The 21,900-nt window shown below is 68.8% G+C and carries 18 protein-coding genes; 11 read left to right on the forward strand and 7 right to left on the reverse strand.

Annotated features, from left to right (window positions below):
• Positions 1-49: 49 nt before the first annotated feature.
• Complete coding sequence (locus ACWCO2_RS01945; RefSeq protein WP_450125817.1) at positions 50-2,395, reverse strand: lysylphosphatidylglycerol synthase domain-containing protein; 2,346 nt, start codon at positions 2,393-2,395, stop codon at positions 50-52.
• Positions 2,396-2,532: 137 nt separating this feature from the next.
• Here ACWCO2_RS01945 and ACWCO2_RS01950 point away from each other — a divergent pair, with 137 nt between their 5' ends.
• Together ACWCO2_RS01950 and ACWCO2_RS01955 are read left to right on the forward strand one after the other, a co-directional pair.
• The gene (locus ACWCO2_RS01950; RefSeq protein WP_450125818.1) at positions 2,533-3,438 is read left to right on the forward strand and encodes a PAC2 family protein; all 906 of its coding nucleotides are present in this window, start codon (positions 2,533-2,535) and stop codon (positions 3,436-3,438) included.
• A gap of 292 nt (positions 3,439-3,730) precedes the next feature.
• Entirely contained in the window at positions 3,731-4,819 is a 1,089-nt protein-coding gene (locus tag ACWCO2_RS01955; RefSeq protein ID WP_450125819.1) for a chitinase, read from the forward strand.
• Positions 4,820-4,928: 109 nt separating this feature from the next.
• Here ACWCO2_RS01955 and ACWCO2_RS01960 read toward each other — a convergent pair whose 3' ends face one another.
• Both ACWCO2_RS01960 and mshC read right to left on the reverse strand, forming a co-directional pair.
• Positions 4,929-6,158 carry a styrene monooxygenase/indole monooxygenase family protein gene (locus tag ACWCO2_RS01960; RefSeq protein WP_450125820.1) on the reverse strand — a complete coding sequence of 410 codons (1,230 nt, stop codon included), beginning with the start codon at positions 6,156-6,158 and terminating at the stop codon, positions 4,929-4,931.
• A gap of 164 nt (positions 6,159-6,322) precedes the next feature.
• On the reverse strand, positions 6,323-7,558 hold the full coding sequence (mshC, locus tag ACWCO2_RS01965) for a cysteine--1-D-myo-inosityl 2-amino-2-deoxy-alpha-D-glucopyranoside ligase (protein WP_450125821.1): 1,236 nt from the start codon (positions 7,556-7,558) through the stop codon (positions 6,323-6,325).
• 543 nt (positions 7,559-8,101) lie between these two features.
• On the opposite strand from mshC, the gene ACWCO2_RS01970 reads away from it, so the two are divergent.
• Genes ACWCO2_RS01970 through ACWCO2_RS01980 form a run of 3 tightly spaced genes read left to right on the forward strand, consistent with a single transcriptional unit; the run spans position 8,102 to position 10,960 of the window.
• Complete coding sequence (locus ACWCO2_RS01970) at positions 8,102-9,136, forward strand: quaternary amine ABC transporter ATP-binding protein (protein WP_450126008.1); 1,035 nt, start codon at positions 8,102-8,104, stop codon at positions 9,134-9,136.
• Positions 9,129-10,025 carry an ABC transporter permease gene (locus ACWCO2_RS01975; protein ID WP_450125822.1) on the forward strand — a complete coding sequence of 299 codons (897 nt, stop codon included), beginning with the start codon at positions 9,129-9,131 and terminating at the stop codon, positions 10,023-10,025. The genes ACWCO2_RS01970 and ACWCO2_RS01975 overlap by 8 nt, the downstream gene beginning before the upstream one ends.
• 38 nt (positions 10,026-10,063) lie before the next feature.
• Positions 10,064-10,960 carry a glycine betaine ABC transporter substrate-binding protein gene (locus tag ACWCO2_RS01980; protein WP_450125823.1) on the forward strand — a complete coding sequence of 299 codons (897 nt, stop codon included), beginning with the start codon at positions 10,064-10,066 and terminating at the stop codon, positions 10,958-10,960.
• A gap of 58 nt (positions 10,961-11,018) precedes the next feature.
• Here ACWCO2_RS01980 and ACWCO2_RS01985 read toward each other — a convergent pair whose 3' ends face one another.
• Both ACWCO2_RS01985 and ACWCO2_RS01990 read right to left on the reverse strand, forming a co-directional pair.
• Complete coding sequence (locus ACWCO2_RS01985; protein ID WP_450125824.1) at positions 11,019-11,288, reverse strand: DUF397 domain-containing protein; 270 nt, start codon at positions 11,286-11,288, stop codon at positions 11,019-11,021.
• 13 nt (positions 11,289-11,301) lie between these two features.
• Positions 11,302-12,114: a helix-turn-helix domain-containing protein gene (locus ACWCO2_RS01990; RefSeq protein ID WP_450125825.1), complete on the reverse strand. Its 813-nt coding sequence runs from the start codon at positions 12,112-12,114 to the stop codon at positions 11,302-11,304.
• A 181-nt stretch (positions 12,115-12,295) separates the two neighbouring features.
• Between ACWCO2_RS01990 and ACWCO2_RS01995 the strand changes: the two genes are divergently transcribed.
• From ACWCO2_RS01995 to pcm, 5 genes are all read left to right on the forward strand, one after another.
• Positions 12,296-12,580 carry a hypothetical protein gene (locus ACWCO2_RS01995; RefSeq protein ID WP_450125826.1) on the forward strand — a complete coding sequence of 95 codons (285 nt, stop codon included), beginning with the start codon at positions 12,296-12,298 and terminating at the stop codon, positions 12,578-12,580.
• 141 nt (positions 12,581-12,721) lie between these two features.
• Positions 12,722-13,969, forward strand: coding sequence for a sensor histidine kinase (locus ACWCO2_RS02000; RefSeq protein ID WP_450125827.1), 1,248 nt, complete (start codon positions 12,722-12,724; stop codon positions 13,967-13,969).
• Complete coding sequence (locus tag ACWCO2_RS02005) at positions 13,966-14,640, forward strand: response regulator (protein WP_450125828.1); 675 nt, start codon at positions 13,966-13,968, stop codon at positions 14,638-14,640. The genes ACWCO2_RS02000 and ACWCO2_RS02005 overlap by 4 nt, the downstream gene beginning before the upstream one ends.
• Before the next feature lie 142 nt (positions 14,641-14,782).
• Positions 14,783-16,060: an acyltransferase family protein gene (locus ACWCO2_RS02010; RefSeq protein ID WP_450125829.1), complete on the forward strand. Its 1,278-nt coding sequence runs from the start codon at positions 14,783-14,785 to the stop codon at positions 16,058-16,060.
• A gap of 77 nt (positions 16,061-16,137) precedes the next feature.
• Positions 16,138-16,788, forward strand: coding sequence for a protein-L-isoaspartate O-methyltransferase (gene pcm / locus ACWCO2_RS02015; protein WP_450125830.1), 651 nt, complete (start codon positions 16,138-16,140; stop codon positions 16,786-16,788).
• Positions 16,789-16,833: 45 nt separating this feature from the next.
• On the opposite strand, the gene ACWCO2_RS02020 is transcribed toward pcm, so the two are convergent.
• Together ACWCO2_RS02020 and ACWCO2_RS02025 are read right to left on the reverse strand one after the other, a co-directional pair.
• On the reverse strand, positions 16,834-17,697 hold the full coding sequence (locus ACWCO2_RS02020) for an NAD(P)-dependent oxidoreductase (RefSeq protein WP_450125831.1): 864 nt from the start codon (positions 17,695-17,697) through the stop codon (positions 16,834-16,836).
• 35 nt (positions 17,698-17,732) lie between these two features.
• Entirely contained in the window at positions 17,733-18,614 is an 882-nt protein-coding gene (locus tag ACWCO2_RS02025) for an NAD(P)-dependent oxidoreductase (RefSeq protein ID WP_450125832.1), read from the reverse strand.
• Positions 18,615-18,694: 80 nt separating this feature from the next.
• Here ACWCO2_RS02025 and ACWCO2_RS02030 point away from each other — a divergent pair, with 80 nt between their 5' ends.
• A complete protein-coding gene (locus ACWCO2_RS02030; RefSeq protein ID WP_450125833.1) occupies positions 18,695-21,805 on the forward strand; it encodes a BTAD domain-containing putative transcriptional regulator in 3,111 nt (1,036 codons plus the stop codon).
• The last annotated feature ends 95 nt before the right edge of the window (positions 21,806-21,900 follow it).

The raw sequence follows: 21,900 nt of genomic DNA on the forward strand, positions 1-21,900 counted from the left end.
CGGTGGGTTTCACGAGGTGAAGCGCAACTCAACCGATCAAGTCGCCGGATCAGATGATGGCCTTGCGTTGGAGGTAGCGGAACATGGCGATTCCGGGGAGGACCGGGAGCCAGTAGGTCAGGAGGCGGGAGAGCAGGACCGCCGTCACCGCCGCCGTTGCTGGGATGCCCAGCACGCCGAGCCCGGCGAGCAGGACCGCCTCCACCGCGCCCAGTCCGCCGGGCGAAGGCACCAGGTGGCCGAGGGTGTTGCCGATGATGAACACGACCGTCACCGCCACCCAGGAGAAATCCGGGTGCAGCGCTGCCAGCGACGCCGCCAGGCCCAGGCCCGACACCACGAGGTAGCCCAGCGCGCCGCCGAACAGCTGGAGCGCGCGGATCGGGTCGCGCAGGGTCTCCAGCAGCTCCCGGCCGACCTCCAGCGAGGGCGCTGCGATCCGCCGCCGCCCGAACGGCGAAGCGATCACGACGACGGCGACCACCAGCACCGCAGCCGCGCCCACCAGCACCGGCCAGCCGGTCGGGATGGACAAGTGGGTGAACGTCCGGGCCAGGCCGACGGCGAACACCCCGACCACGGCCACCACGAACGCCACCGCCCCGGTCCCGGCCTGGTTCAGCAGCGTCACCCCGACCGCGAGCGGTCGCCGCAGACCCAGCCGTTCCATGTAGACGACGTTGATCCCGAAGAACCCTGCGCCGCCGGGCGTCGTGCGACCGGTGAAGGCGGCGGCGACCTGCACCGCGAGGGTGCGCCAGAACGGCAGCGGGATCGAGCTGGAGCCCTGCACCGAGATCGAGGACAGCACGATCGCCAGGAAACCGGTCAGCACCGCCACCGCCAGCCAGCCCCAGTTGGCGTGGCGCGCGGCCCCGAGCACCTCGTTCATGCTCGACAGCTCCGGCAGCAGCAGGTACACCGCAGCACCGATGAGCAGCAGCCCGACCACGGTGGTGGGCCGGACCGGCGACCGGAACCCCGGGATCGGCTGCCCGAGTCCATCGGCCAGCGCCTCCCGAACCTCGGCCATCAGGAACCGTCCGTGCGGGGCCTGCGCGCGGATCCGCCTCGGCAGCGCCATCGGCAGCAGGTTGCGCAGCGCTCCTTCCAGCTGTTCAGCGGGCAGGGCACGGATCGCAGTGCGCACGGCACGCTCGACGCCCACCACCGACGCGATCGACACCAACGCTTCGGCCAGGTCCCGCTCGCAGCGCGCCGGGCCGGCACCGGCGAGGCTGAAGGTGAAGCTGAGCAGCCACGGCTGGTTCTGCGCGTCGACCAGGAAGTTCTTCGCCCGCAGGTCGTGGTGGGCGATGCGGGCCTCGGCCAACACGGCGAGCTGCGCCCAGATCTCCGCCAGCAGCTCGTCGTCGACCTCCTCCGCGCGCATCTGCGAGAGCCGCCGGCCCTCCACCTGACGCACCACCAGCAGCGCAGGCGCGTGCTCGACGTCGCACGCCAGCACGACCGGCGGGGTGCGCACGCCCGCGCGCTCGGCCAGCAGCGTCACGTAGGCCTCGTGCTCGACCTCGTGGTGCGGGGTCGACAACCGCGGCTCGCCCTGGACGTCCAGCAGCGCGAGCAGTCGCTTGATCTTGTACCAGGCACCGGCGCGGCGACTCATCCGCCGCACCACCTTGACCCGCAGCGTCGCCCCGTCCTCGGTCCGCACGGCGAACTCGCGCGGCTCCAGGAACCGGTGCCGCAGCGCGATGATCGACAGCGGCGCCAGCCCGGCCTGCTCCAGCTCGTCCCGGACGATCGCGTCGGAGACCCGCCGCCCCGGAGCGCCCCACACCACGTGGAACAGCGTCCCGACGCCCCAACCCAGCAGCGCCCCGCCCACCGCCGCCAGCGGCAGGTGCCCACCCAGGTGCACCACGGCGACGCCGACGAGCACCGCCAGCACCCACCCGGCGTAGCGGGCGGAGCCGCCCACGTAAGGCGCGACGATCACGGCCAACACCGTCACGATCGCCACTTCCTCGGCGGGGAACGGCAGACCGCCCGACGGCCCGGCCGGTGACAGCTGGCGCAACCCGAGCACCTCGTGCATGAACAGCGCCAACGCCCAGGTCACCGCACCCGACGCCGCGCACAGCAACGCCACCCGGATCCAGCCGGAATAAGCCGCCACCACGGTCACCGCGGCGATACCCGCCCACGAGCCGAGCCAGCTCAACACCACCCACAGCGGATCGGACACCGCCGGGATCCGGCCCAGCTGGTCGTAGATCGCCAGCTCCACCGGGTTCACCGGCACCAGCACGAGCAGCACGCTCAGCGCCAGCAAACCGCCGACCAGGCCGAGCTGCGCGAGATCCCGCGGCCGCCGTCCGATGGACAGCCGCAACCTGGATCGCGGGGAGATCCCCTGCTCGTTGTGGTCCACTTGCGCATCCGCTCCGCAGGCGCTCGAGCTCAAGGGTCTGGCCCTCCGCTGCGGCCGTCAAACCGACCTCGGATCACGATCCAGGCGCGCCCGGTACGTCCGGCGCTGGCGTCGGCCCGGCGTCGTAGGCTGGGTCAGTGACCGATCGCGACGCACACACCAACGAACACACGCGCGCCGAACCACCCGAGTTGACCGATCCGATCGTGATCTGCGGTTTCGAGGGTTGGAACGACGCCGGGGATGCCGCCAGTTCCGCGATCGAGCACCTGCAGCTCATCTGGGACGCCGAACCGCTGGGCGAGCTCGACCCGGACCCGTACTACGACTTCCAGGTCACCCGCCCCACGGTCAAGCTGGTCGACGGCATCACCCGCCAGGTGACCTGGCCGACCACGCGGCTGTCGGTCTGCCGCCCGCCGGGCTGCGCGCACGACGTGGTGCTGGTGCACGGCATCGAACCGAACATGCGGTGGCGCGCCTTCAGCGCCGAACTGGTCGAGCAGATCGAGCGGATCGGCGCCCGCACCGTGGTGACGCTGGGTGCGCTGCTCGCCGACGCCCCGCACACCCGCCCGGTGCCGGTCACCGGCGCCGCCTACGACGCCGAGTCGGCGGCCCGGTACGGCCTGGAGCGCTCACGCTACGAGGGCCCGACGGGCATCGTCGGGATTTTCCAGGACGCCTGCGTGCAGGCCGGGATCCCGGCGATCTCGTTCTGGGCAGCGGTCCCGCACTACATCTCGCAGCCGCCGTCGCCGAAGGCGACGCTGGCGCTGCTGCACCGGGTGGAGGACGCCCTCGACGTCGAGGTGCCGCTGGGCAACCTGCCGGAGCAGGCCGAGGAGTGGGAGCAGACGGTCAGCGAGATGGCCGAGGAGGACGAGGACGTCCGCAACTACGTCCGCGCGCTGGAGGAGCGCGGGGACGCCGAGGTCAAGCTGACCGAGACCAGCGGCGACGCCATCGCCGCGGAGTTCGAGCGCTACCTCCGCCGCCGCGGCCCGGGTGGCAAGGGCCCGCTCGGCCCCGGCCCAGGCTGACCACCTCCAATCTCCCAGGCGGGCCACAGTTTCAATTGAAACTGTGATCCGCCATGCCTGGGTTTTACAGTTTCAATTGAAACTGTGGCCTCCCGGCGTGTCCGGCGCCCGACATGCCGGAGGATGTGGACAGACCCCGGGCCAATGGAAATTGGACGTCCAATTTCCATTGAAATCGCGTCCTGAGCGGCGGCTGGGGACATGAGGGCCTGGCGAGTAATGGACTGGACCTTGACCTCGGCCAGTGGTCTAGTCCATTTTTGTGCTTCGACCCCGACGGATCGGAGCAGTCATGTCACGGATCCGCACCGCGCTCGTCGCCCTGGCCGGGCTCGTCCTCGCAGCCGCACCGGCCTCCGCCTCCCCCGAACCCGCCGACGTCCCCGAGCACGCCCTGGTCGGCTACCTGCACGCCAGCTTCGCCAACGGCTCCGGCTACGTGCGGATAGCCGACGTGCCCGCTGAGTGGGACGTCATCGACCTGGCCTTCGCCGAGCCGACCTCCCCGGCCTCCGGCCAGCTGGAGTTCAACCGCTGCCAGGCCGCCGAGTGCCCGAACGTGGAGAGCGACGAGGAGTTCATCGCCGGGATTCGCGCCAAGCAGGCCGAAGGCAAGAAAGTGCTGCTGTCGGTCGGCGGCGCCAACGGCCAAGTGCGACTGGAGACGACCGCCGCGCGCGACGCGTTCGTGGAGTCGGCGGCGGCGATCATCGACCGCTACGGCCTGGACGGCCTCGACGTCGATTTCGAGGGCCACTCCCTGGAACTCGCCCCGGGCGACACCGATCTGAAGCACCCGACCACCCCGGTGGTGGTCAACCTGATCGATGCGCTGCGCGCCCTGAACGACCGCTACGGCGCGGACTTCGTGCTGACCATGGCGCCGGAGACGTTCTTCGTGCAGGTCGGCTACCAGCACTACGGCGGCGGCACCGGCGCCGATCCGCGGGCGGGCTCGTACCTGCCGGTGATCGACGCGCTGCGCGACCAGCTGGACCTGCTGCACGTGCAGAACTACAACTCCGGCCCGGTCATGGGCCTGGACGACCAGTACCACACGATGGGCACTGCGGACTTCCACATCGCGATGATCGACATGCTGCTGACCGGCTTCCCGCTGGCGGGCAACCCGGACAACACCTTCGCCCCGCTGGCCCCCGAGCAGGTCGCGATCGGTCTGCCGGCGGCCAACCCGGCGGGCAACGGCTTCACCCCGGTCCCGGAGGTCCACAAGGCGCTCGACTGCCTGCGCGCCGGAACGAACTGCGGCTCCTACCAGCCGCACGGCACCCACCCGAACCTGCGCGGCCTGATGGCCTGGTCGATCAACTGGGACGTCTACCACGACAACGAGTTCGTCAAAGCCCACGACGCCTACTGACGTGCGAAGGGCGCCGCTGACCGGGTAGCTCGGCCAGCGGCGCGCCCTTCACGTTCGGATCGTCCACCAGGTTTGACCGCCGCGCCGGCGAGGAATCATCGCGGTCGGTTCACCCGAAGCTGCGGAGGTAGGCGTCCGCTCCTTCGGGGTCGAGGAACCAGGTCTGGAAGTCCGCTGGGTCGTCGAAGCCGTCAGCGAAGCGGTTGCGGATCTCCGGGTGCTTCGCCGCCGCGGCCATGATCCGCTGCACGTGCGGCTGGGCGGGGCGCAGCGAGGTGTTCGACCACGTCACCACGTGCTGCGCGTAATGCCAGAACTGGTCGAAGCTCTGCTGCATCCAGGAGCGGTCGAACGGCTGCTCGCCGCGCGCCACGATGCTGTCCAAATAGGACTCCGCGCACCGGTTCGCGACGTTGGCGCCCTGTCCGGTGATCGGATCGTTGGCCACCACCGCATCCCCCATTCCCAAAACCGCTGCACCGGAAGGGAGTTCGGCCACCGGCTTGCGCACGATCGGGGTCACCCCACCGGCCAGGGTCGCGCGCTCGTCGGTCAGCTCCGCGCTGGTGAACCGCGCGTGCTCCGACGGCAGGTGGTCGCGCATCAGGTCCAGCATCCGCGCCCACTGCTCGTCCGTGCCGGGACGATCCGACCAGCAGTCCATCGGACCGCCCGGAATGCCCTCGTACAGCAGGACATCGCACGCCCCGCCGAAGGTGCAGCCGGGGATGACGTAGATGTCGCCGATGCCGGCGATCGAGTTCGCCCGGAGCAGACCGTCGTCCGGTGCATCCGGAGACGGAGCGGCCCCGCGCACGTAGGCCACCGCCAACGCCCGCTGCGGTGAGGTGAAAGGCGAGTGCTGCGAATCGCGTTCGAAGATCCGGCCGAGCTCGCCCGCGCCTGTCGCGACGACCACCAGCTCGTAGCCCGGAGCCAGACCGTCCAATTCGGACGCGGTGATGTTGCGGTACTCGACATCACCGCCGCGCTCGGCGAAAAGGTCCAGCCAGCGCGCCATCTTCACCCGCTGGTCCACCGACTGCCCGGGCCTCGAGAACTCACCCCGCCAGTCCAGCAGACACCCCTCCCCCGGCTTCGCGACCGTCTTCCGCAACCCGGTGATCTGTGGTGCTTCGTCGTCCCAGAAGTTCAGGCCGCGGGCGCGTTCGTTGGCCAGTGCGGTACCAAACATGGCCTGCGTGGACATCACCCGTCCGCCGCGGATCTGCTCGGGCGTCCTCCCGGAGATCAAGGTCACCTCGTACTGCCGGGCCTGCAGCCCGAGCGACAGTTGCAGCCCGGCCTGCCCCGCCCCGACGATCAGGACCTTCCGCATCCCCGCGACCACCTTCCCCGTCCTATCAGTGTCACCAGCATTCTCGACACACCCCGGTGCGTCGTGCTGGGTGTCAGTTCTGCCCAAAACTGACCTCGTCACCCCGGACGCAGCAGGGGGCGTCAGTTTTAGGCAGAACTGACACCCCCTGCGACCGGGAGACTTCAGAGCTCGACGCCTAACAGGGCGTCGACGGCCGTGCGGATGAGCTGCGGCGCCTCCACGTCGGAGCCACCGATGGTCAGCGCCTCCTCCGCCCAGGCGTCGATGGCCCGCAGTGCCTGCTGGGTGTCGAGGTCGTCGGACAGCCGCTCGCGCAGCTCGGAGACCGCCGACTCCGCCGACGGCGCGGACTCCAGCTCGACCGCCTGACGCCAGCGCGCCAGGCGTGCCATGCCCGCGGTCAGCGCGTCAGCCGTCCAGGACCGGTCGGTGCGGTAGTGGCCGTCCAGCAGCGCCAGTCGGATGGCCATCGGGTCCACCCGGTCGCCGCGCAGCCGGGACACGAACACCAGGTTGCCCTTGGACTTGGACATCTTCTCGCCGTCCAGCCCGATCATCCCGGCGTGCACGTAGTGCTTGGCGAACGGGAACTCGCCGGTCAGCGACTCGGCGTGCGCCGCGCTGAACTCGTGGTGCGGGAAGATCAGGTCCGAGCCGCCGCCCTGCACGTCGAAGCCCAGGCCCAGCCGGTTCAGCGCGATGACCGAGCACTCCAGGTGCCAGCCCGGACGGCCCGGCCCCAGCTCGGACTCCCAGGACGGCTCGCCGTCGCGGGCGGCCTGCCACAGCAGCGCGTCCAGCGGGTGCTCCTTGCCCGCCCGGTCCGGGTCGCCGCCGCGCTCGGCGAAGAAGGCGATCATGGTCTCGTCGTCGTAGTTCGACTCGTAGCCGAAGTGCCCGCTGGACTGGTGGCGGAAGTAGACGTCCGGGTGCTCGTCGTCGATCCGGTAGGCCGCGCCGGAGGCCAGCAGCTTGCCGACCGCCTCGACGATCTCCGGGATGGACTCCACCGCGCCGACGAAGTCCGCTGGCGGCACGACCCGCAGCGCCTCCATGTCCTCGCGGAACAGCGCGGTCTCGCGCATCGCGAGCACCACCCAGTCCTCGTTGTCGCGCTCAGCGCGCTCCAGCAGCGGGTCGTCGATGTCGGTGACGTTCTGGACGTAGTGCACCTGGTGACCGTTGTCCAGCCACACCCGGTGGACCAGGTCGAACGCCAGGTAGGTGGCGGCGTGGCCGAGGTGGGTGGCGTCGTACGGCGTGATGCCGCACACGTACATCCGCGCGACGGAGCCGGGCTCGGTGGGCGTGATCTCACCCGCCGAGGTGTCGAACAGGCACAGCGGACGTGGCGTGCCGGGCACTCGAGGCACGGAAACCGATGACCAGGGTTGCATGCACTCGACCTTAAACGTCCCGCTCCGACCGACGCCGCCATCCGGGGGATAGCCCGTATCACATCGTGGGAGGCGGCGGCTCCGACGAACGTCGCAACTCATCGGAGATTATTTCTGGACCAATCGGATTTAGATCATTTAACCGCACCGGATTTGATCTTGTCGAAAAATGGCCGAAAACAGTCATAAGGACGCGATCAGCGTCGGATGATCCTTTTTCCCGATCGCTTCGCCACACTTCCACTGAAGTGGGATCCTTAGCTCTAAAAACAGCATATTCGCACGTCAGAGCTGGATATCAGCCCTGGCCAGACGTCCCGGTAGGCGCATCCAGAACATCTCGATCGAAATAAGATCTTCACCCGATCGGCTGGACACGACCTTTCCGAGACGTATGATCTTCGAACTACATCGAAAGGACTAGAACACGAATTCGGGCATCGTTATCGTCGGCTGGTCCGATGAATTCGCGCTGCCCCCGGTACGGGTGCGGACCACCGGTGCCGGCGATGCGGGTGGAGGCGATCGGTGACATCGGTACGAGTGGAACGGCTCTACAAGATCTTCGGGCCGCAGCCGACGGACCTGGTACGCCGCCTGGAGGCCGGAGCCGACCAGAACGAGATCAAAGCCGCCGGCGCCACTGCCGCGGTGGTGGACGCGTCGTTCGAGGTGGCCGAGGGCGAGACGTTCGTCGTCATGGGCCTGTCCGGCTCCGGCAAGTCGACCCTGATCCGAATGCTCAACGGGCTGCTCACGCCCACCTCCGGCCAGGTGCTCGTCGACGGTGAGGACATCACCGCGATGTCGAGCAAGGCCCTGCGCACCATGCGCCAGGAGAAGATGAGCATGGTCTTCCAGCACTTCGCGCTGTTCCCGCACCGAACGGTGCTGGACAACGCCGCGTACGGGCTGATGATCCGCGGCGCGAGCAAGAGCGACCTGGTGGAACGGGCCACCGAGGCGCTGAACCTGGTGGGCCTGGAGGGCTGGGGCGACCGGTACCCGCAGCAGCTCTCCGGCGGGATGCAGCAGCGCGTCGGCCTGGCACGCGCCCTGGCCGCGCAGACCGACGTCCTGCTGATGGACGAGGCGTTCAGCGCGCTGGACCCGCTGATCAAGCGGGAGATGCAGGACCAGCTGCTCAACCTCAACGCCAAGCTGGGCAAGACGATCATCTTCATCACCCACGACCTCAACGAGGCGATGCGCCTGGGCGACCGCATCGCGATGATGCGCGCCGGACGGATCGTCCAGATCGGCACCGCCGAGCAGATCCTGCGCGAACCGGCCGACGAGTACGTGGCCAAGTTCGTCCAGGACGTCGACCGCAGCCGGGTGCTCACCGCGGCAGCACTGGCGGATCCGCAGGTCACCGCGCCGGACGGCGCGGAACCGGTGCCCGCCGACACTCCGATGAAGGAGCTGTTCCTGCGGTTGGGCGATCATCCGGGCCCGGTACCGGTGGTCGACGACGAGCGGCGCGTGCTCGGCGCGGTGACGCCTGCTGCGGTCTTCGAGGCGTTGAGCCGCGAGGCCGAGGTGCCCGCGGCGGTCAAGGAGGCCTCCGATGCGTGAAGCACTCCCCTTCCCGACCCAGTACGAACTTCCGCGCATCCCGGTCGGCGCCTGGTTCGAGGCGATCGTCAACTGGCTGAACAACAACATCGGCCCGGTGTTCGACTTCATCAACCTGGTGCTGAGCTCAGCCGTCTCCGGACTGACCTTCGCGCTGAACTGGCTTCCCGTGCTGGCCATGGTGCTGATATTCGCCGCCCTCGGCTGGTGGCTGCGCAGCTGGAAATTCGGCCTGTTCAGCCTGATCGGCTTCGGCCTGATCGCCAGCATGCAGGAGTTCGGCCCGGCGATGCAGAGCCTGTCGCTGGTGCTGGTGGCCACCGTCATCGCGATCGCGATCGGCATCCCGCTGGGCGTCCTGATGGCGCGCAACAGCAAGGCGAGCACGATCCTGCGGCCGGTGCTGGATCTGATGCAGACCATGCCGGCGTTCGTCTACCTGGTCCCGGTCATCGTGTTCTTCAACATCGGTGAGGTACCGGGCGTGGTAGCTACCGTGATCTTCGCGCTGCCGCCGGGCGTGCGGCTCACCGAGCTGGGCATCCGGCAGGTGGACCGCGAGGTGGTCGAGGCGGGCGAGGCGTTCGGCTCGCCGAGCCGCAAGATCCTCACCGGCATCCAGCTGCCGCTGGCCATGCCGTCGATCATGGCCGGCGTCAACCAGGTGATCATGCTGGCCCTGTCGATGGTGGTCATCGCAGGCATGGTCGGCGCCCCCGGACTGGGTTCGAACATCTACGAAGCCGTCACCCGGGTCCGGCTCGCCCAAGGTTTCGAAGCCGGACTCGCGGTGGTGATCCTGGCGGTCTACCTGGACCGGATCACCGCCGTGCTCTCGGACCGCTCGCCAGTGGCGCGGGCGGAGCGCAAAGCGGCCAAGACCGGATGAGCCCCGGATCAGCAGCCGTCGCAGAAAGGCAGGTACGAATGTTGTCCAGCAGAAGATCACGGAGACTCTGCGCGCTCATCGCCGCGCTGGCCGCACTGGTCGTGGTCGCCGCCGGGTGCGGTGGTCGCAGCGCCCAGACCGGGCAAGAAGCCAAGACGATCAACATCGGCTACATCGCCTGGGACGAGGACATCGCGGTCACCTACCTCTACAAGGAGCTGCTGGAACGCAAGGGCTACACGGTCAACACCACCGAGCTGGAGGTCGGCCCGATCTACGCCGGGCTCGCCCAGGGCAACCCGGACCTCTTCCTGGACGGCTGGCTGCCGCAGACCCACGCCGACTACTGGAAGCAGTACGGCCCCAAGCTCGAGGACCTCGGCATCTGGTACGACCAGGGCACGCTGAACATCGCGGTGCCGAAGTACATGACCGACGTCAACTCGATCGAGGACCTCAAGGGCAAGAGCGCCGAGTTCGGCGGCGCGATCACCGGCATCGACCCGGGCGCCGGGCTGACCCGCACCACGAAGGACAGCATGATGCCGGCCTACGGTCTGGGCGGTGAGTACCAGCTGCAGACCTCCTCGACCACGGCGATGCTGGCGTCGCTGGACAAGGCGGTCCAGGATCAGAAGCCGATCGTGGTGACCCTGTGGCACCCGCACTGGGCCTACGCCCGCTACCCCCTGAAGGACCTGACGGACCCGAAGGGCGCGATGGGCAAGGCCGAAGAGCTGCACGCGATCGGCCGCGCCGGCTTCAGCAAGGACTTCCCCGAGGTCACCGACATGGTCAAGAAGTTCAAGCTGACCGACGAGCAGCTGTCCTCGCTTGAGAACGAAATCAACAACGCCGAGAAGGGCCAGGAGCAGCAGGCCGCCAAGAAGTGGGCCGACGCCCACCCCGAGGTGATCAGCACCTTCAACGGCTAGTGAGCACCGCATGAGAAGGGCCGGTGGGTGCGCCCCACCGGCCCTTTTCGCTACCTCCTCAAGCAGGCAGGTCGAACCGCCCGGCCTTCACCGCGGCGACGAACCCACCCCACCGAACCCCGCGGAACCAGAGCTCCGGCCCACCGGGATCCTTCGAATCCCGAGCCCCGACAACGCTCTCCGCCAAGGCAACCTCGACGCACTCACCGTTCCTGGCACTGCGGCTGGACTTCCGCCACTCGGTCTCGTTGGCGACCGCGTGCGCAACCTCAACGCACATCCCGTTGTTGGCGCTGTAACTCGACTTCTTCCAAATCAGGGCTGACATGGTGGCCCTCCGGCTACGTCTCCGACATCAGCGCTTTCACAAACGTCACCGATTCGGTTGGATCCAGCGCTACATGTTGCAAGTTTTCCGCAACCAGCGTATATGTCCGCACGTCATCTGGGTCCTGAACGTAGACAGCTCCATCGAGAAGCTCGGTGTACGCGATCGGCCGCGCCTCCTCGAAGTGGAGAACGAAGAACTGCCCAGCTCCAAGTGCATCGTGCGGACCGAGGTCCGGCCGCAGGACCTGGAGCGTGAAGTTGGGCAACGCGGCAAGCTCAAGGATGTGCCCGAACTGCGCTATGCGCGTCTCCGAATCCCCGACTGCCAGGCGAAGTGCATCCTCTCCGACCACGGCATGTACATGCAGCGGGTTCTCATCCCGCAAGCGCTGAGCCCGAGCCAACCGGAACGAGACGAAACGCTCGTTGTGGTTCTGTCGAACGAAGCCCGTCGAAGTGGTCAACGCCGCCGCGTAGTCCTCGGTCTGCATCAACCCAGGCAGAACTGACGGCTGATACACGAACTCGGACTCTGCAAGGCCTTCCAGCCCGACGAAGGTCTTCAGCCAATCCGGCACGACGTGCGCCCAAGGTGCCCACCACGACTTCGAGTCCGCCCGGCCGCTCAAGGACGCGAGCCGGTCAACTGCCCGCTCACCCGCACCGCAGGCCCGCAACACTGCCGCGATGTCGTCCTGATGTTGCTGGTAGCGGCCGCTTTCCATGTGCCCGAGCTTCGGCTTGGTGATGCCGGTTTCCGCAGCGAGCTCGGCCAGCGTCAGCCCGGCCTGCTTGCGGTACGCGGACAACTCGACGCCGATCAACCACCGCAGCGCAGATGGGTCGTTTCGTCCTGACACCAGCACACCTCCGAAAGCCGCCAACGGTCACACATGGTCCCAGTCGCGAACACAGACTGTCACACCAGCCGATCTAGCGATACCAACTGCGATACGTATCGCAGTACGTTCAACTGGTCATTGATCAGCCACCCAGGGAGGCGCTATGGCCGCGACCGATGCCGGCATCTGGACCCCGGAGCCCGAGGAGTACGCCTTGGTTCGGGACGAAATCCACTGCGCACCACAGCTTTTCGCGCTTTGCGAGCTGGACCGCGATGAAACCGAGTGGGAACTCACCGAAGGCAGGGTGATCGCCTGGGGGCTCGCCTTCGCCGACCGGGCGGAAGTCGTCAGCACCGATGGCCGGGGCAGCGGAACCTTCCGCTCCCCCGCCAACGCAGCGGAGCTCTTCGCCCACGCAGCCGAAGTCCGCCTCATCTATCCCTAGCGCAGGCCTGGTTGCGGGGCTGGGGTCGTGAGTGTTCCGGGGCCTCAGAGCACCCTCAAACACTCACGACCGCAGTATGGCGGCCGCGGCGGGTACTCTCGTCGAAGATCTCTACGAGCTGTGGAGTTGAAGCCTCTCCCGATGGCGAAGTCCAAGCGCGGAGGCGATCCGGACGGACCGCCACGCCCCCAGGTGAAGCCCGTCGTCTGGGCCACGGCCGTGCTTGGTGTTCTCGCGTTGTCGCTGACGGCCGTGGCCATCCCGGTCAACGCCGCGGTGCTCGGGATGCCGGTGGTGCTGGCGTTCCTGCTCAGCATCGCCCACACCGGATCGATCGGCATCGCGTTCTTCCGCCCTCGGACCGCGATCGCCCTCTCCAGCGCAGCCGTGTTCCTGCTTGCGTTGGCAGCCGGCAGCGACGATCCCGCGGCCATCTGGCCGGTCTCGGTGACGACGCTGGTCGGCCAAAGTCTGCTGATCAGCGCGCTAGGCGTGCGCTGGGGATGGCAGACCGGCCTGCGGTGCTGGTTCGGTGGCGCCGTGGCAGCAAACGGAGCTGCCGTGCTCGTACCGCATGCCGTGGCGGCGACCTCCGTGGCGGGAAACCTCTTCCTGTTCGGCACGGTCACCGGTGGTGCGCTCGGCGGCGCGCTGGTGGTGCGGCAGTGGCGCCAGATCTCCGCGCAGCTCGTGCAGGAGCGCAGGCTCACCTCCGACGAGCACGCCAAGCGCGTGATCGCCGAGGAGAAGACGCGGATCGCCCGCGAGCTGCACGACGTGGTCGCGCACAGCATGTCGCTCATCAGCGTGCAGGCGACCACCGCGCAGTACCGGCACCCGCACCTCGATCCAGCTCTCGTCGCGGAGTTCGACGAGATGGCGGCGGCGTCCCGGCAGGCGTTGCGCGAGATGCGCAGCGTGCTGGGGGTTCTGCGGGACGGCCAGAGCGGCGGCGAACTCCTCCCGCAACCGGGCTGGGCTCGCGTTCCGGAGCTGATCGACAGCTCTCGCCGCGCGGGGATGGACGTCTCCGCGCACGGCACGGAGTTGCTGGAAGACCGGACGGGCAGCGAAATCGCCGGCATCGCGGCGTTTCGCATCGTGCAGGAGGCGTTGAGCAACGTGACCAGACACGCCCCCGGCGCGCGCACCGAAGTGCATTTCACCCGCTCCGGCGGTGAGCTGACGATCATCGTGCGCAACGGTGCTCCGGAACGGGCGGTGTCGCCGGTGCCGGGCGGCGGGCACGGCCTCGTCGGCATGCAGGAGCGGGCCGCGGTCGTCGGCGGAAGTGTCCACTTCGGACATTTCGATGACGGCGGTTACGAAGTACGAGCGGTTCTCCCACTGCGCGTGGGCGACGATTCGCAGGAGCGGGAAGTCCATTGACCATCAAGGTTCTCGTCGTCGACGACCAAGCGATGGTGCGAGCCGGGTTCGCCGCCCTGCTCGGCGCCCAGCCCGACATGGAAGTGGTGGGCGAGGCGGACAACGGCGCGCGGGCGATCGAGATCTCCCACGCCCACCGCCCGGACGTCGTCGTGATGGACGTGCGGATGCCGGTGCTCAACGGGATCGACACGACGCGGCAGCTGATGAACCCGCCCGCAGCCGTCGAGCACGTGCCCCGCGTGCTGATGCTGACGACCTTCGACATCGACGACTACGTCTACGAAGCGATCCGGGCCGGGGCCAGCGGATTCCTGCTCAAGGACGCGCTGCCCGCCGATCTGGTCTCGGCCGTGCGCGTGGTCGCCGCCGGTGACGGGCTGCTGGCGCCGACGGTGACGCGCCGGATGATCGAGCACTTCGCCCGGTCCGCCCCGCCGCGCCCGGCCACCGCACCCCGGCTGGCCGCGCTCACCGAACGGGAGCGCGAGGTGCTGGTGCTCGTCGCGCAGGGGTTCACGAACAGCGAGATCGCCGACGCGCTGTTCATCGCCGAGCAGACCGTGAAGAGCCACGTCAGTCGCATCATCGGCAAGCTGGGGATCCGCGACCGGGTGCAGGCCGTCATCCTCGCCTACGAATGCGGTCTGGTCTCGGCCAACGGCTCCTGACGGCCCGTACCCGGGGTGGGTCATCCCCTACCGCGGTAGGGGTCTTGAATGCGCTCCCCAGACGGACGCGGTGAAGGCCGCTGAATTCATACGCTTTTCCAGTCCGGAATTCGTCCGGACTTCTTCACGGGGAGAAGCGAAAGTGGCCAATACGCGCACGTCTTCTGCACCGGCGCCGACCGCCGCTCCAGGAGCATCCCGCGACCGAGTTCTCGACCTGGTCAGAGCCGGTTGCCTGGTCGTCGTCATCGTCCTGCACGCCACGATGGCGGGCATCGAGATCGGCCCGTCGGGAACTCAGATCACGAATGCGCTGGAGAACCAGCGGTGGTTCACGCCGGTCTCCTGGGTCATCCAGGTAATGCCGTTGTTCTTCGTCGTCGGCGGATTCGCGGGCATCACGCAGTGGCGCCGGATGCGCAGTTCCGGTGCGACGCCGGCCGACTTCGTCCGGGTCCGCCTCACCCGGCTCGCCCGTCCCGCTCTCGTCGCCTTCGCGGTGATCGCCGGTGTGCTGGCGGTGGCGAGCGCGGCCGGTGTTTCGCCGGACCTGTTGGCACAGCTCGGTTTCCGGCTGAGCCAACCGATGTGGTTCATCGGCGTCTACCTGGGAACTTCCGCTCTGGTGCCGCTGTTGTCCCGGCAGCACGAGCGCGCGCCGCGGGCGACGCTGGCGCTGCTCGTCTCGGCCGCGATCGGTGTCGACCTGCTGTCGATCGCCACCGGTTCGCCGGGAATCGGGTTCGGCAACCTCGCCTTCGTCTGGCTGGCCGTCCAGCAGATCGGGTTCTGGTACGCCGACGGCTGGTTCCGGTTCCGGTCGAACGGCCAGTTGCTGGGTCTGGCGCTCGGCGCGTTCGCGCTGCTGCTGACCAGCACGACCGTCGGCCCCTACCCTGCCGACATGCTGGCCAACCTCAACCCGCCGACCATCAACCTGGTGCTGCTCGGCATCGTCCAGGTGTGCCTGTTGTCGCTGGTCAGCGCGCGTCTCTCGGTCCTCATGAGCCAGCCGCGGCTGCGCACCGCCGTCGACTTGATCGGCAAGCACTCGCTGACCGCCTACCTCTGGCACATGCCCGCCCTGGCACTGCTCGCCGCCGTACTGCTGGTGCTGCGATTCCCGTGGCCGGAGCCGCTCGGCACCGCGTGGTGGCTGACCCGACCCGTGTGGCTGGCCGGGATCGCGCTGTTCCTCATCCCGCTGGCCGCCTGGGTGGGCCGGTTCGAGCGCGGCCCCATCGGACCGCCGCCTCGCACGCCCGGACTCGCCGCAGCAGGTGTGGTCATCGCCATCGCGGCCGTCGTCGCGGTGCTCGCCGCCGGATTCACCACCGGCTCCGCGACGTGCGGTGCGCTCCTCCTGCTGGTAGCGCTGCGCCTGCAACGATCCGCGACGCCGGCGCTGCGTTCGAGCTGATCCCGTGGAGGGTGGCAGCGCTCGATCTGCTTGTCGTCGTGGGGCTGACGGTTGATGATGCGAGTGGGAGCAGGTCGATGTATTCCGCTGGGCCCGAGGATCTCGTTCGCGCGGCTCGACGCGCGGGTGTGAGCGACGAGCGCGTGCTCACCGCGTTGCGCGCAACACCGCGCGGGGCGTTCGCGCCGCTGGAAGACCGCCGCGCTGTCTATGCCGATGTGCCCCTGTTGATCGGTCATGACCAGGTCACCACGCAACCTTCGCTGTCGGCGCTGATGCTGGAAGGTCTCGCCCTCGCTGGCGATGAGCACGTTCTGGAGGTCGGCACCGGCGCGGGGTTCCAGACCGCGCTGCTCGCGGGGCTGGCCGGTGACGTGGTCAGCATCGAGTGGTGGGCGGATCTGTCCGAGCAGGCTGGGCGGGTTCTGGACGCTGAAGGCGTGGACAACGTCGATCTGGTCGTCGGCGACGGCTGCCGAGGAGTTCCGGAACGGGCTCCTTTCGACGCGGTCCTGGTCTCGGCCGCTGCGCTGGAGGTGCCCGCGGCGCTGATCGAGCAGCTGCGACCGGGCGGGCGTCTGGTGCAGCCCATCGGTTCGGGCGGCGATGAGCAGGTGATGCTGTTCGAGCGTGCGGGATCGGGACTTCGGCGCATCGCCGTGCTCGCGCTGGCGCGATTCGTGCCGATGCGGAGTCGCGGCAGGCGCGGGTTGCGAGGTGGGCCGTGAGTACTTTGGGTTGTTAGCGACCCAAAGCGCTCACGGCCCTGGTGCTCAGCTGGGGTTCCGGATGCCGTCGATCAGGCGGGTCCAGTTGTCACCGCCCTTGCCCGCGGCGATCGCGCGGTCGTAGTGGGCCTTGATCGCGCGGGGCAGTTCGAGGTCGATGCCCGCCGCTGCGCTGGCCGCCAGGATGTGGTCGGTCGTGGCGCCCATCATCTTGGCCGTGCTCAGGTGACCGGGGTGGTCGTCGTTGTCGATCTGCTCGGCGGCGGCTGGCAGGAAGTCGGCCGCCAGGTGGAGGACCTGCACCGCCCACGGCGCGAAGTCCTTCGCCGGGACCCCAGCCGAACCGAGCAGCGCCGAGCCGTGCACGAAGGCCGACAGGGCGGTCAGGAAGACGTCCAGGTTGGCCTGGTAGAACAGCTGCGCCAGGCCGGGATCGGTGCCCATGTGGTGCGGCTTTCCGATGACCTGCAACGTCTTCTCGTGCGCGTTGAACACGTCCTGCGGGCCGCTGTAGTACACGTAGGACACTTCGGTGCCGACCGCCGGGGCGGGCACCATCACGCCGCCGGTGATGAACCGGCCGCCGCGCTGCTCGGTCCACTCCGCGGCGCGGCGGGACTCCTCCGGGCTGTCCGAGCTGAGGTTGACGATCACCTTGCCGCTGAGGTCCTCGACCTGGCCGAGGATGTCGTACATCGCCGCGTAATCGGTCAGGCTCAGCAGCACCAGCTCGCTGGCCTGCACGGCCTCGGCCGGCGTCTCGGCGCGAACGGCACCGCGAGCGACCACGTCATCGGCGCGGCTCGCGGTCCGGTTCCACACCGTCACCGGGTGCCCGGCGTCGAGCAGGGAGTTGACCATCGCCTGCCCCATCGGGCCGAGACCGATCACGGTTACTGGCTGATTCATGTTGTGCTCCATGGCTTTTCGTTTGAAAACGGGTTTCATCGCTTGAGCAGTTCGATGACGCCGGTGAGGTCTTCGTCGCCGTGGCCGTCGGCGACGCGGCGCTGCATCAGCGCGTGCAGCGGCATGAGCAGTTCGGCGCTGATGCCCTGCTCCTCCGCCGCGATGAAGTGGTTGACGAACCCGGCTGCCTGCATGCCGAGGTTGGAGACCACGTCCTTGCCGTAGTCGCCGGTGTCGATCTGCTCGGCCGCCGACGCGGGCCAGACGCTCATGCCCCGCAGCCACCGGGTCAGCAGCGGGGCGAACTCCTGCGCCGAGCCTCCTGTCGAGCGGATCAGGGCGAAGGCGTGCAGGACGCCCATGATCATCCCGTACATGCCGGAGAGCAGCGCTAGATCCTGCAGCGCCGCCGAACCCGCGTCGTCGCCGACGTAGATGCTGTCGCCGAAGGCCTCCAGCACCGGCTGCCAGGCTTCGAACGCCCCGCTCGGACCGCTGTAGAGCACGAACGCCGCAGGCGTGGCGATCATCGGCGGGACCGCCATGATGCCGCCGTCCAGGTAGTCGGCGCCGTGGTCGGCCGCCCAGGCGGCCATCTCGCGGGCCTGGCCGGGCGTGCCGTTGGTCAGGTTGACCAGGGTGCGCCCGGCGAGCACGTCGGTGTGCGGGGCCAGCGTCTGGCTCACCGAGTCGTAGTCGAGCAGGCAGACCACCACGAGCCGGGAGGCCAAGATCGCCTCAGCGGCCGTGTCCGCGCTGGTCGCACCCTTGGCCACCAGCGGCTCAGCCTTGGCAGCCGTGCGGTTCCAGACCGTGACCTGATGGCCCGCCGCGAGCAGCGCGCTCGCCAGCGCTGATCCCATGTCGCCGAGCCCGAGAACGGACACCGTCTTCTGATTCATTGCAACTCCTTCCATCGGCCTCCACCCTGCTGGGGACCGCTCACGGCCCACGCACGATCGGCTGGGGTGTCAGGCGCGCTGGCTAGGGTGGGAGCGTGCGTTTCGGAGTGCTCGGCCCGTTGGGGGTGTGGACCGCCGGAGGCGAACCGGTCGTCGTGCCCGAGGTCAAGGTCCGCGTGCTGCTCGCCGCGCTGCTCGCGCACGACGGGCCGGTGTCGGTGGATCGCCTCGTCGACGACCTGTGGGGCGCCGAACCGCCCGGCAAACCGACGAACACGCTGCAAACGAAGGTCTCCCAGCTGCGCAAGGCCATCGGCCGTGAGCTGGTTACCTACCGCTCCGCCGGTTACGCGCTGGCCGTCGACCAGGACGCCGTCGACGCGCACCGCTTCCGCAGTCTCGTCTCGCACGCCCGCACGACGGCGTCCCCCGATGCGCGCCGGGCGCTGCTGGCCGATGCCCTGACGTTGTGGCGGGGACCTGCGTTCGCTGACTTCGCCGACGAGCCGTTCGTGCAGGCTGCCCGCCACCGCCTGACCGAAGAGCACCTCAACGCGCTGGAGGAGTTCGCCGAAACCCGCCTGGAGCTGGGCGAACACGCCGCGCTTATCGGTGAGCTCGGCGAGCTGGTGGCCGCGAACCCGCTGCGCGAACGGCTGCGGGCGCTGCAGGTGCGGGCGCTCTACCGCGCTGGGCGGCAGAGCGAGGCGCTGGCCAGCCTCGCGGACCTGCGGGAACGGCTGGCCGATGAGCTGGGCATCGACCCGAGCCCGGAGCTGGTCGAACTCCAGCAGGCCGTGCTGGCCCAGGACACCTCGCTCGCTCCCCCGTCGGCTGCCGCGCACAACTTGCCGACCCCACTGACCGATCTGGTCGGCCGGGACGGCGAGAGCGCCCGGGTGCTGGCGCTGCTGGGGTCGTCTCGGCTGGTCACGCTGACCGGGCCGGGAGGTGTGGGCAAGACGCGACTGGCGATCGAATCGGCTCGCAGCGCGGCGTTCCGGGACGGCGTGTGGCTGGTCGAGCTGGCCGGGATCCAGCCCGAGGCCGACGTCTGTCCTCTGGAGCACGCCGTGCTCGCCGCGCTGGACGTACAGGAGGCCGCGCTGTCGACGGCGGATCCACTGGTGGATGCGTTGCGCGCGAAGGAAATCCTGTTGGTGCTCGACAACTGCGAGCACGTGATCACCTCCGTCGCGACGATGGCCGCGCGGCTGCTGCGGAAGGTGCCGGGGCTGCGGATCCTCGCCACCAGCCGGGAGGCACTAGGCATCGCGGGCGAGACCCTGCTGCCGGTGTCTCCGCTGGCCGTGCCCGATCCGGGCGCCGACGTCAACTCCGTCCGCACCTCGGCTGCGGTGCAGCTGTTCACCGCCCGAGCTGCTGCCACCTCACCGGGTTTTGACGTCGATACCTCCAATTCCGCTTCGGTGGCAGCGATTTGCCGCCGTCTCGACGGGATTCCGCTGGCGCTGGAACTGGCCGCCACCCGAATCCGGGTTCTCGGCGCGAGAACGCTGGAGTCCAGATTGGACGATCGGTTCGCGCTGCTGAACTCCGGCCACCGCGACGCGCCGGAGCGCCAGCGGACGCTGCACGCGATGATCGACTGGAGCTGGCAGCTGCTGCCGGCAGCGGAGCGAATCGTGTTGCGCCGCTTGGCGATCCACCGCGATGGTTGCACGCTGGCCACCGCCGAATCCGTGTGTTCCGGCGACGGTGTCCGCCCGGCCGAGGTGCTGGACTTGCTGGCTCGACTGGTGGACCGCTCGCTGGTGGTCGCGACGGAGACCGCTACCGGCGAGTTCCGCTACCGACTGCTGGACAGCGTCGCCGCCTACTGCCTGCAGCAGCTGCGCGAAGCCGAGGAGCACGACATCGTGCGGCAGCGGCGCAACGAGCACTACGCGGCCCTCGCCGAGCAGGCCGAAGCTCAGCTGCGCGGCCCTGACCAGCGTCGATGGCTCGAACTGCTGGACGCCGAGGCGGCCAATCTGCGCGCTGCGCTCGACGACGCCTCGCCGGAACTGGCGTTGCAGCTGGTCACCTCGCTGTCCTGGTACTGGTTCCTGCGCGGCAGGCTCAGCGAGGCCCGGCAGTCGCTCGCGGCAGCGCTGACCGGCTCGGGTTCGGCTCGGACCGACGCAGCCGCGTGGTACACGGGGATCGCGTTGCTGACCGGTGAGCCGGTGGAACACATCGAGGCGTGGCGGGACATCGACGACCGTGCGCAGCGCGCCCGAGCCCGCTGGTTCCTCGCGCACGCGCAGTACACGATCGCGGACCTGGTGGCGTCCGAGGCGGCGATCGACGAACTGGTCGAGGAGTTCACCGCGCTGGAGGACCGCTGGGGCCTGGCGGCAGCGCTGGGTGACCGCTCATCGCACCTGATGGCCCGCGGTAACCTCGCCGCGGCTTCGCGCGATGCCGAGCGGAGCGCCGAGCTGTTCCGCGCCACCGGTGATCGCTGGGGCCTGGCCCAAGCGTCATACGCGCTGGGCACGATCGCCGGGATCACCGGCGATTACGCCAGCGCCGAGCGCCACCACACCGAAGCCCTGCGCGGCGCGGAGAGCATCGGCCTGTGGGCGGAGGTGGCCTACCAGACGTCCTGGCTCGGCCGGGTCGCGCTGCTCAGGCACGACTACCCGCGGGCGCACGAGCTGCATGGGCGGGCGATGCGCCTGGCGGCCGAGCGCGGGTTCACTCCCGCCGAGATGTACGCCGAAACCGGCCTGGCGTTGGGAGCGCGCCGCGAAGGTCGCTTCACCGAAGCCGAAAAGCACCTGCGCCGCGTGCTCGAATGGCACCGCCAGGTGGAGTTCGAACCGGGCAACACCTTGATCCTCGCCGAACTCGGCTTCCTCGCCGAACAACGCGGTGACGTCGACGAAGCCCGCGAACATCACCTCGCCGCCTACCGGATCGCGCACCGAGTCGCCGACCCCCGCGCAATCGCCCTCACCCTCGAAGGCCTGGCAGGCGCCTCAACCACTCCGGAACAAGCCGCCCGCCTGCTCGGCGCAGCGGCAGCAGCCCGCGCCTCGGCTGGCGCACCCCTTCCCCCGGCCGAATGCGACGACGTCGACCGAATCACCACCGAAGTACGGAAGCAGTTGTCCACCAATGACTTCGACGCTGCCTTCAACCAAGGATCCACCCATTTCCCGAACGGACTGGACACCCTGATCCCGCAATCTCCCTGACTCCCGCGCAGGACCAACCCTCAGTATTCCCAACACCTCTACACCTCCCGCAATCGCCCGAGGGTTCACTCACAACAGTCGGCAGAGGCCGAAAC

The sequence above is a fragment of the Saccharopolyspora sp. NPDC002376 genome, assembly GCF_053593195.1.

Excerpts from the sequence above, each read along its gene's own strand:
- ACWCO2_RS01995 (WP_450125826.1), top strand. The coding sequence starts at position 12,296 with ATGGCCGCGACCGATGCCGGCATCTGGACCCCGGAGCCCGAGGAGTAC.
- ACWCO2_RS01960 (WP_450125820.1), bottom strand. The coding sequence starts at position 6,158 with ATGCGGAAGGTCCTGATCGTCGGGGCGGGGCAGGCCGGGCTGCAACTG.
- ACWCO2_RS02000 (WP_450125827.1), top strand. The coding sequence starts at position 12,722 with ATGGCGAAGTCCAAGCGCGGAGGCGATCCGGACGGACCGCCACGCCCC.
- ACWCO2_RS01985 (WP_450125824.1), bottom strand. The coding sequence starts at position 11,288 with ATGTCAGCCCTGATTTGGAAGAAGTCGAGTTACAGCGCCAACAACGGG.
- ACWCO2_RS02025 (WP_450125832.1), bottom strand. The coding sequence starts at position 18,614 with ATGGAAGGAGTTGCAATGAATCAGAAGACGGTGTCCGTTCTCGGGCTC.
- ACWCO2_RS01975 (WP_450125822.1), top strand. The coding sequence starts at position 9,129 with ATGCGTGAAGCACTCCCCTTCCCGACCCAGTACGAACTTCCGCGCATC.
- pcm (WP_450125830.1), top strand. The coding sequence starts at position 16,138 with ATGTATTCCGCTGGGCCCGAGGATCTCGTTCGCGCGGCTCGACGCGCG.
- ACWCO2_RS01980 (WP_450125823.1), top strand. The coding sequence starts at position 10,064 with ATGTTGTCCAGCAGAAGATCACGGAGACTCTGCGCGCTCATCGCCGCG.
- ACWCO2_RS02020 (WP_450125831.1), bottom strand. The coding sequence starts at position 17,697 with ATGAATCAGCCAGTAACCGTGATCGGTCTCGGCCCGATGGGGCAGGCG.
- ACWCO2_RS01955 (WP_450125819.1), top strand. The coding sequence starts at position 3,731 with ATGTCACGGATCCGCACCGCGCTCGTCGCCCTGGCCGGGCTCGTCCTC.
- mshC (WP_450125821.1), bottom strand. The coding sequence starts at position 7,558 with ATGCAACCCTGGTCATCGGTTTCCGTGCCTCGAGTGCCCGGCACGCCA.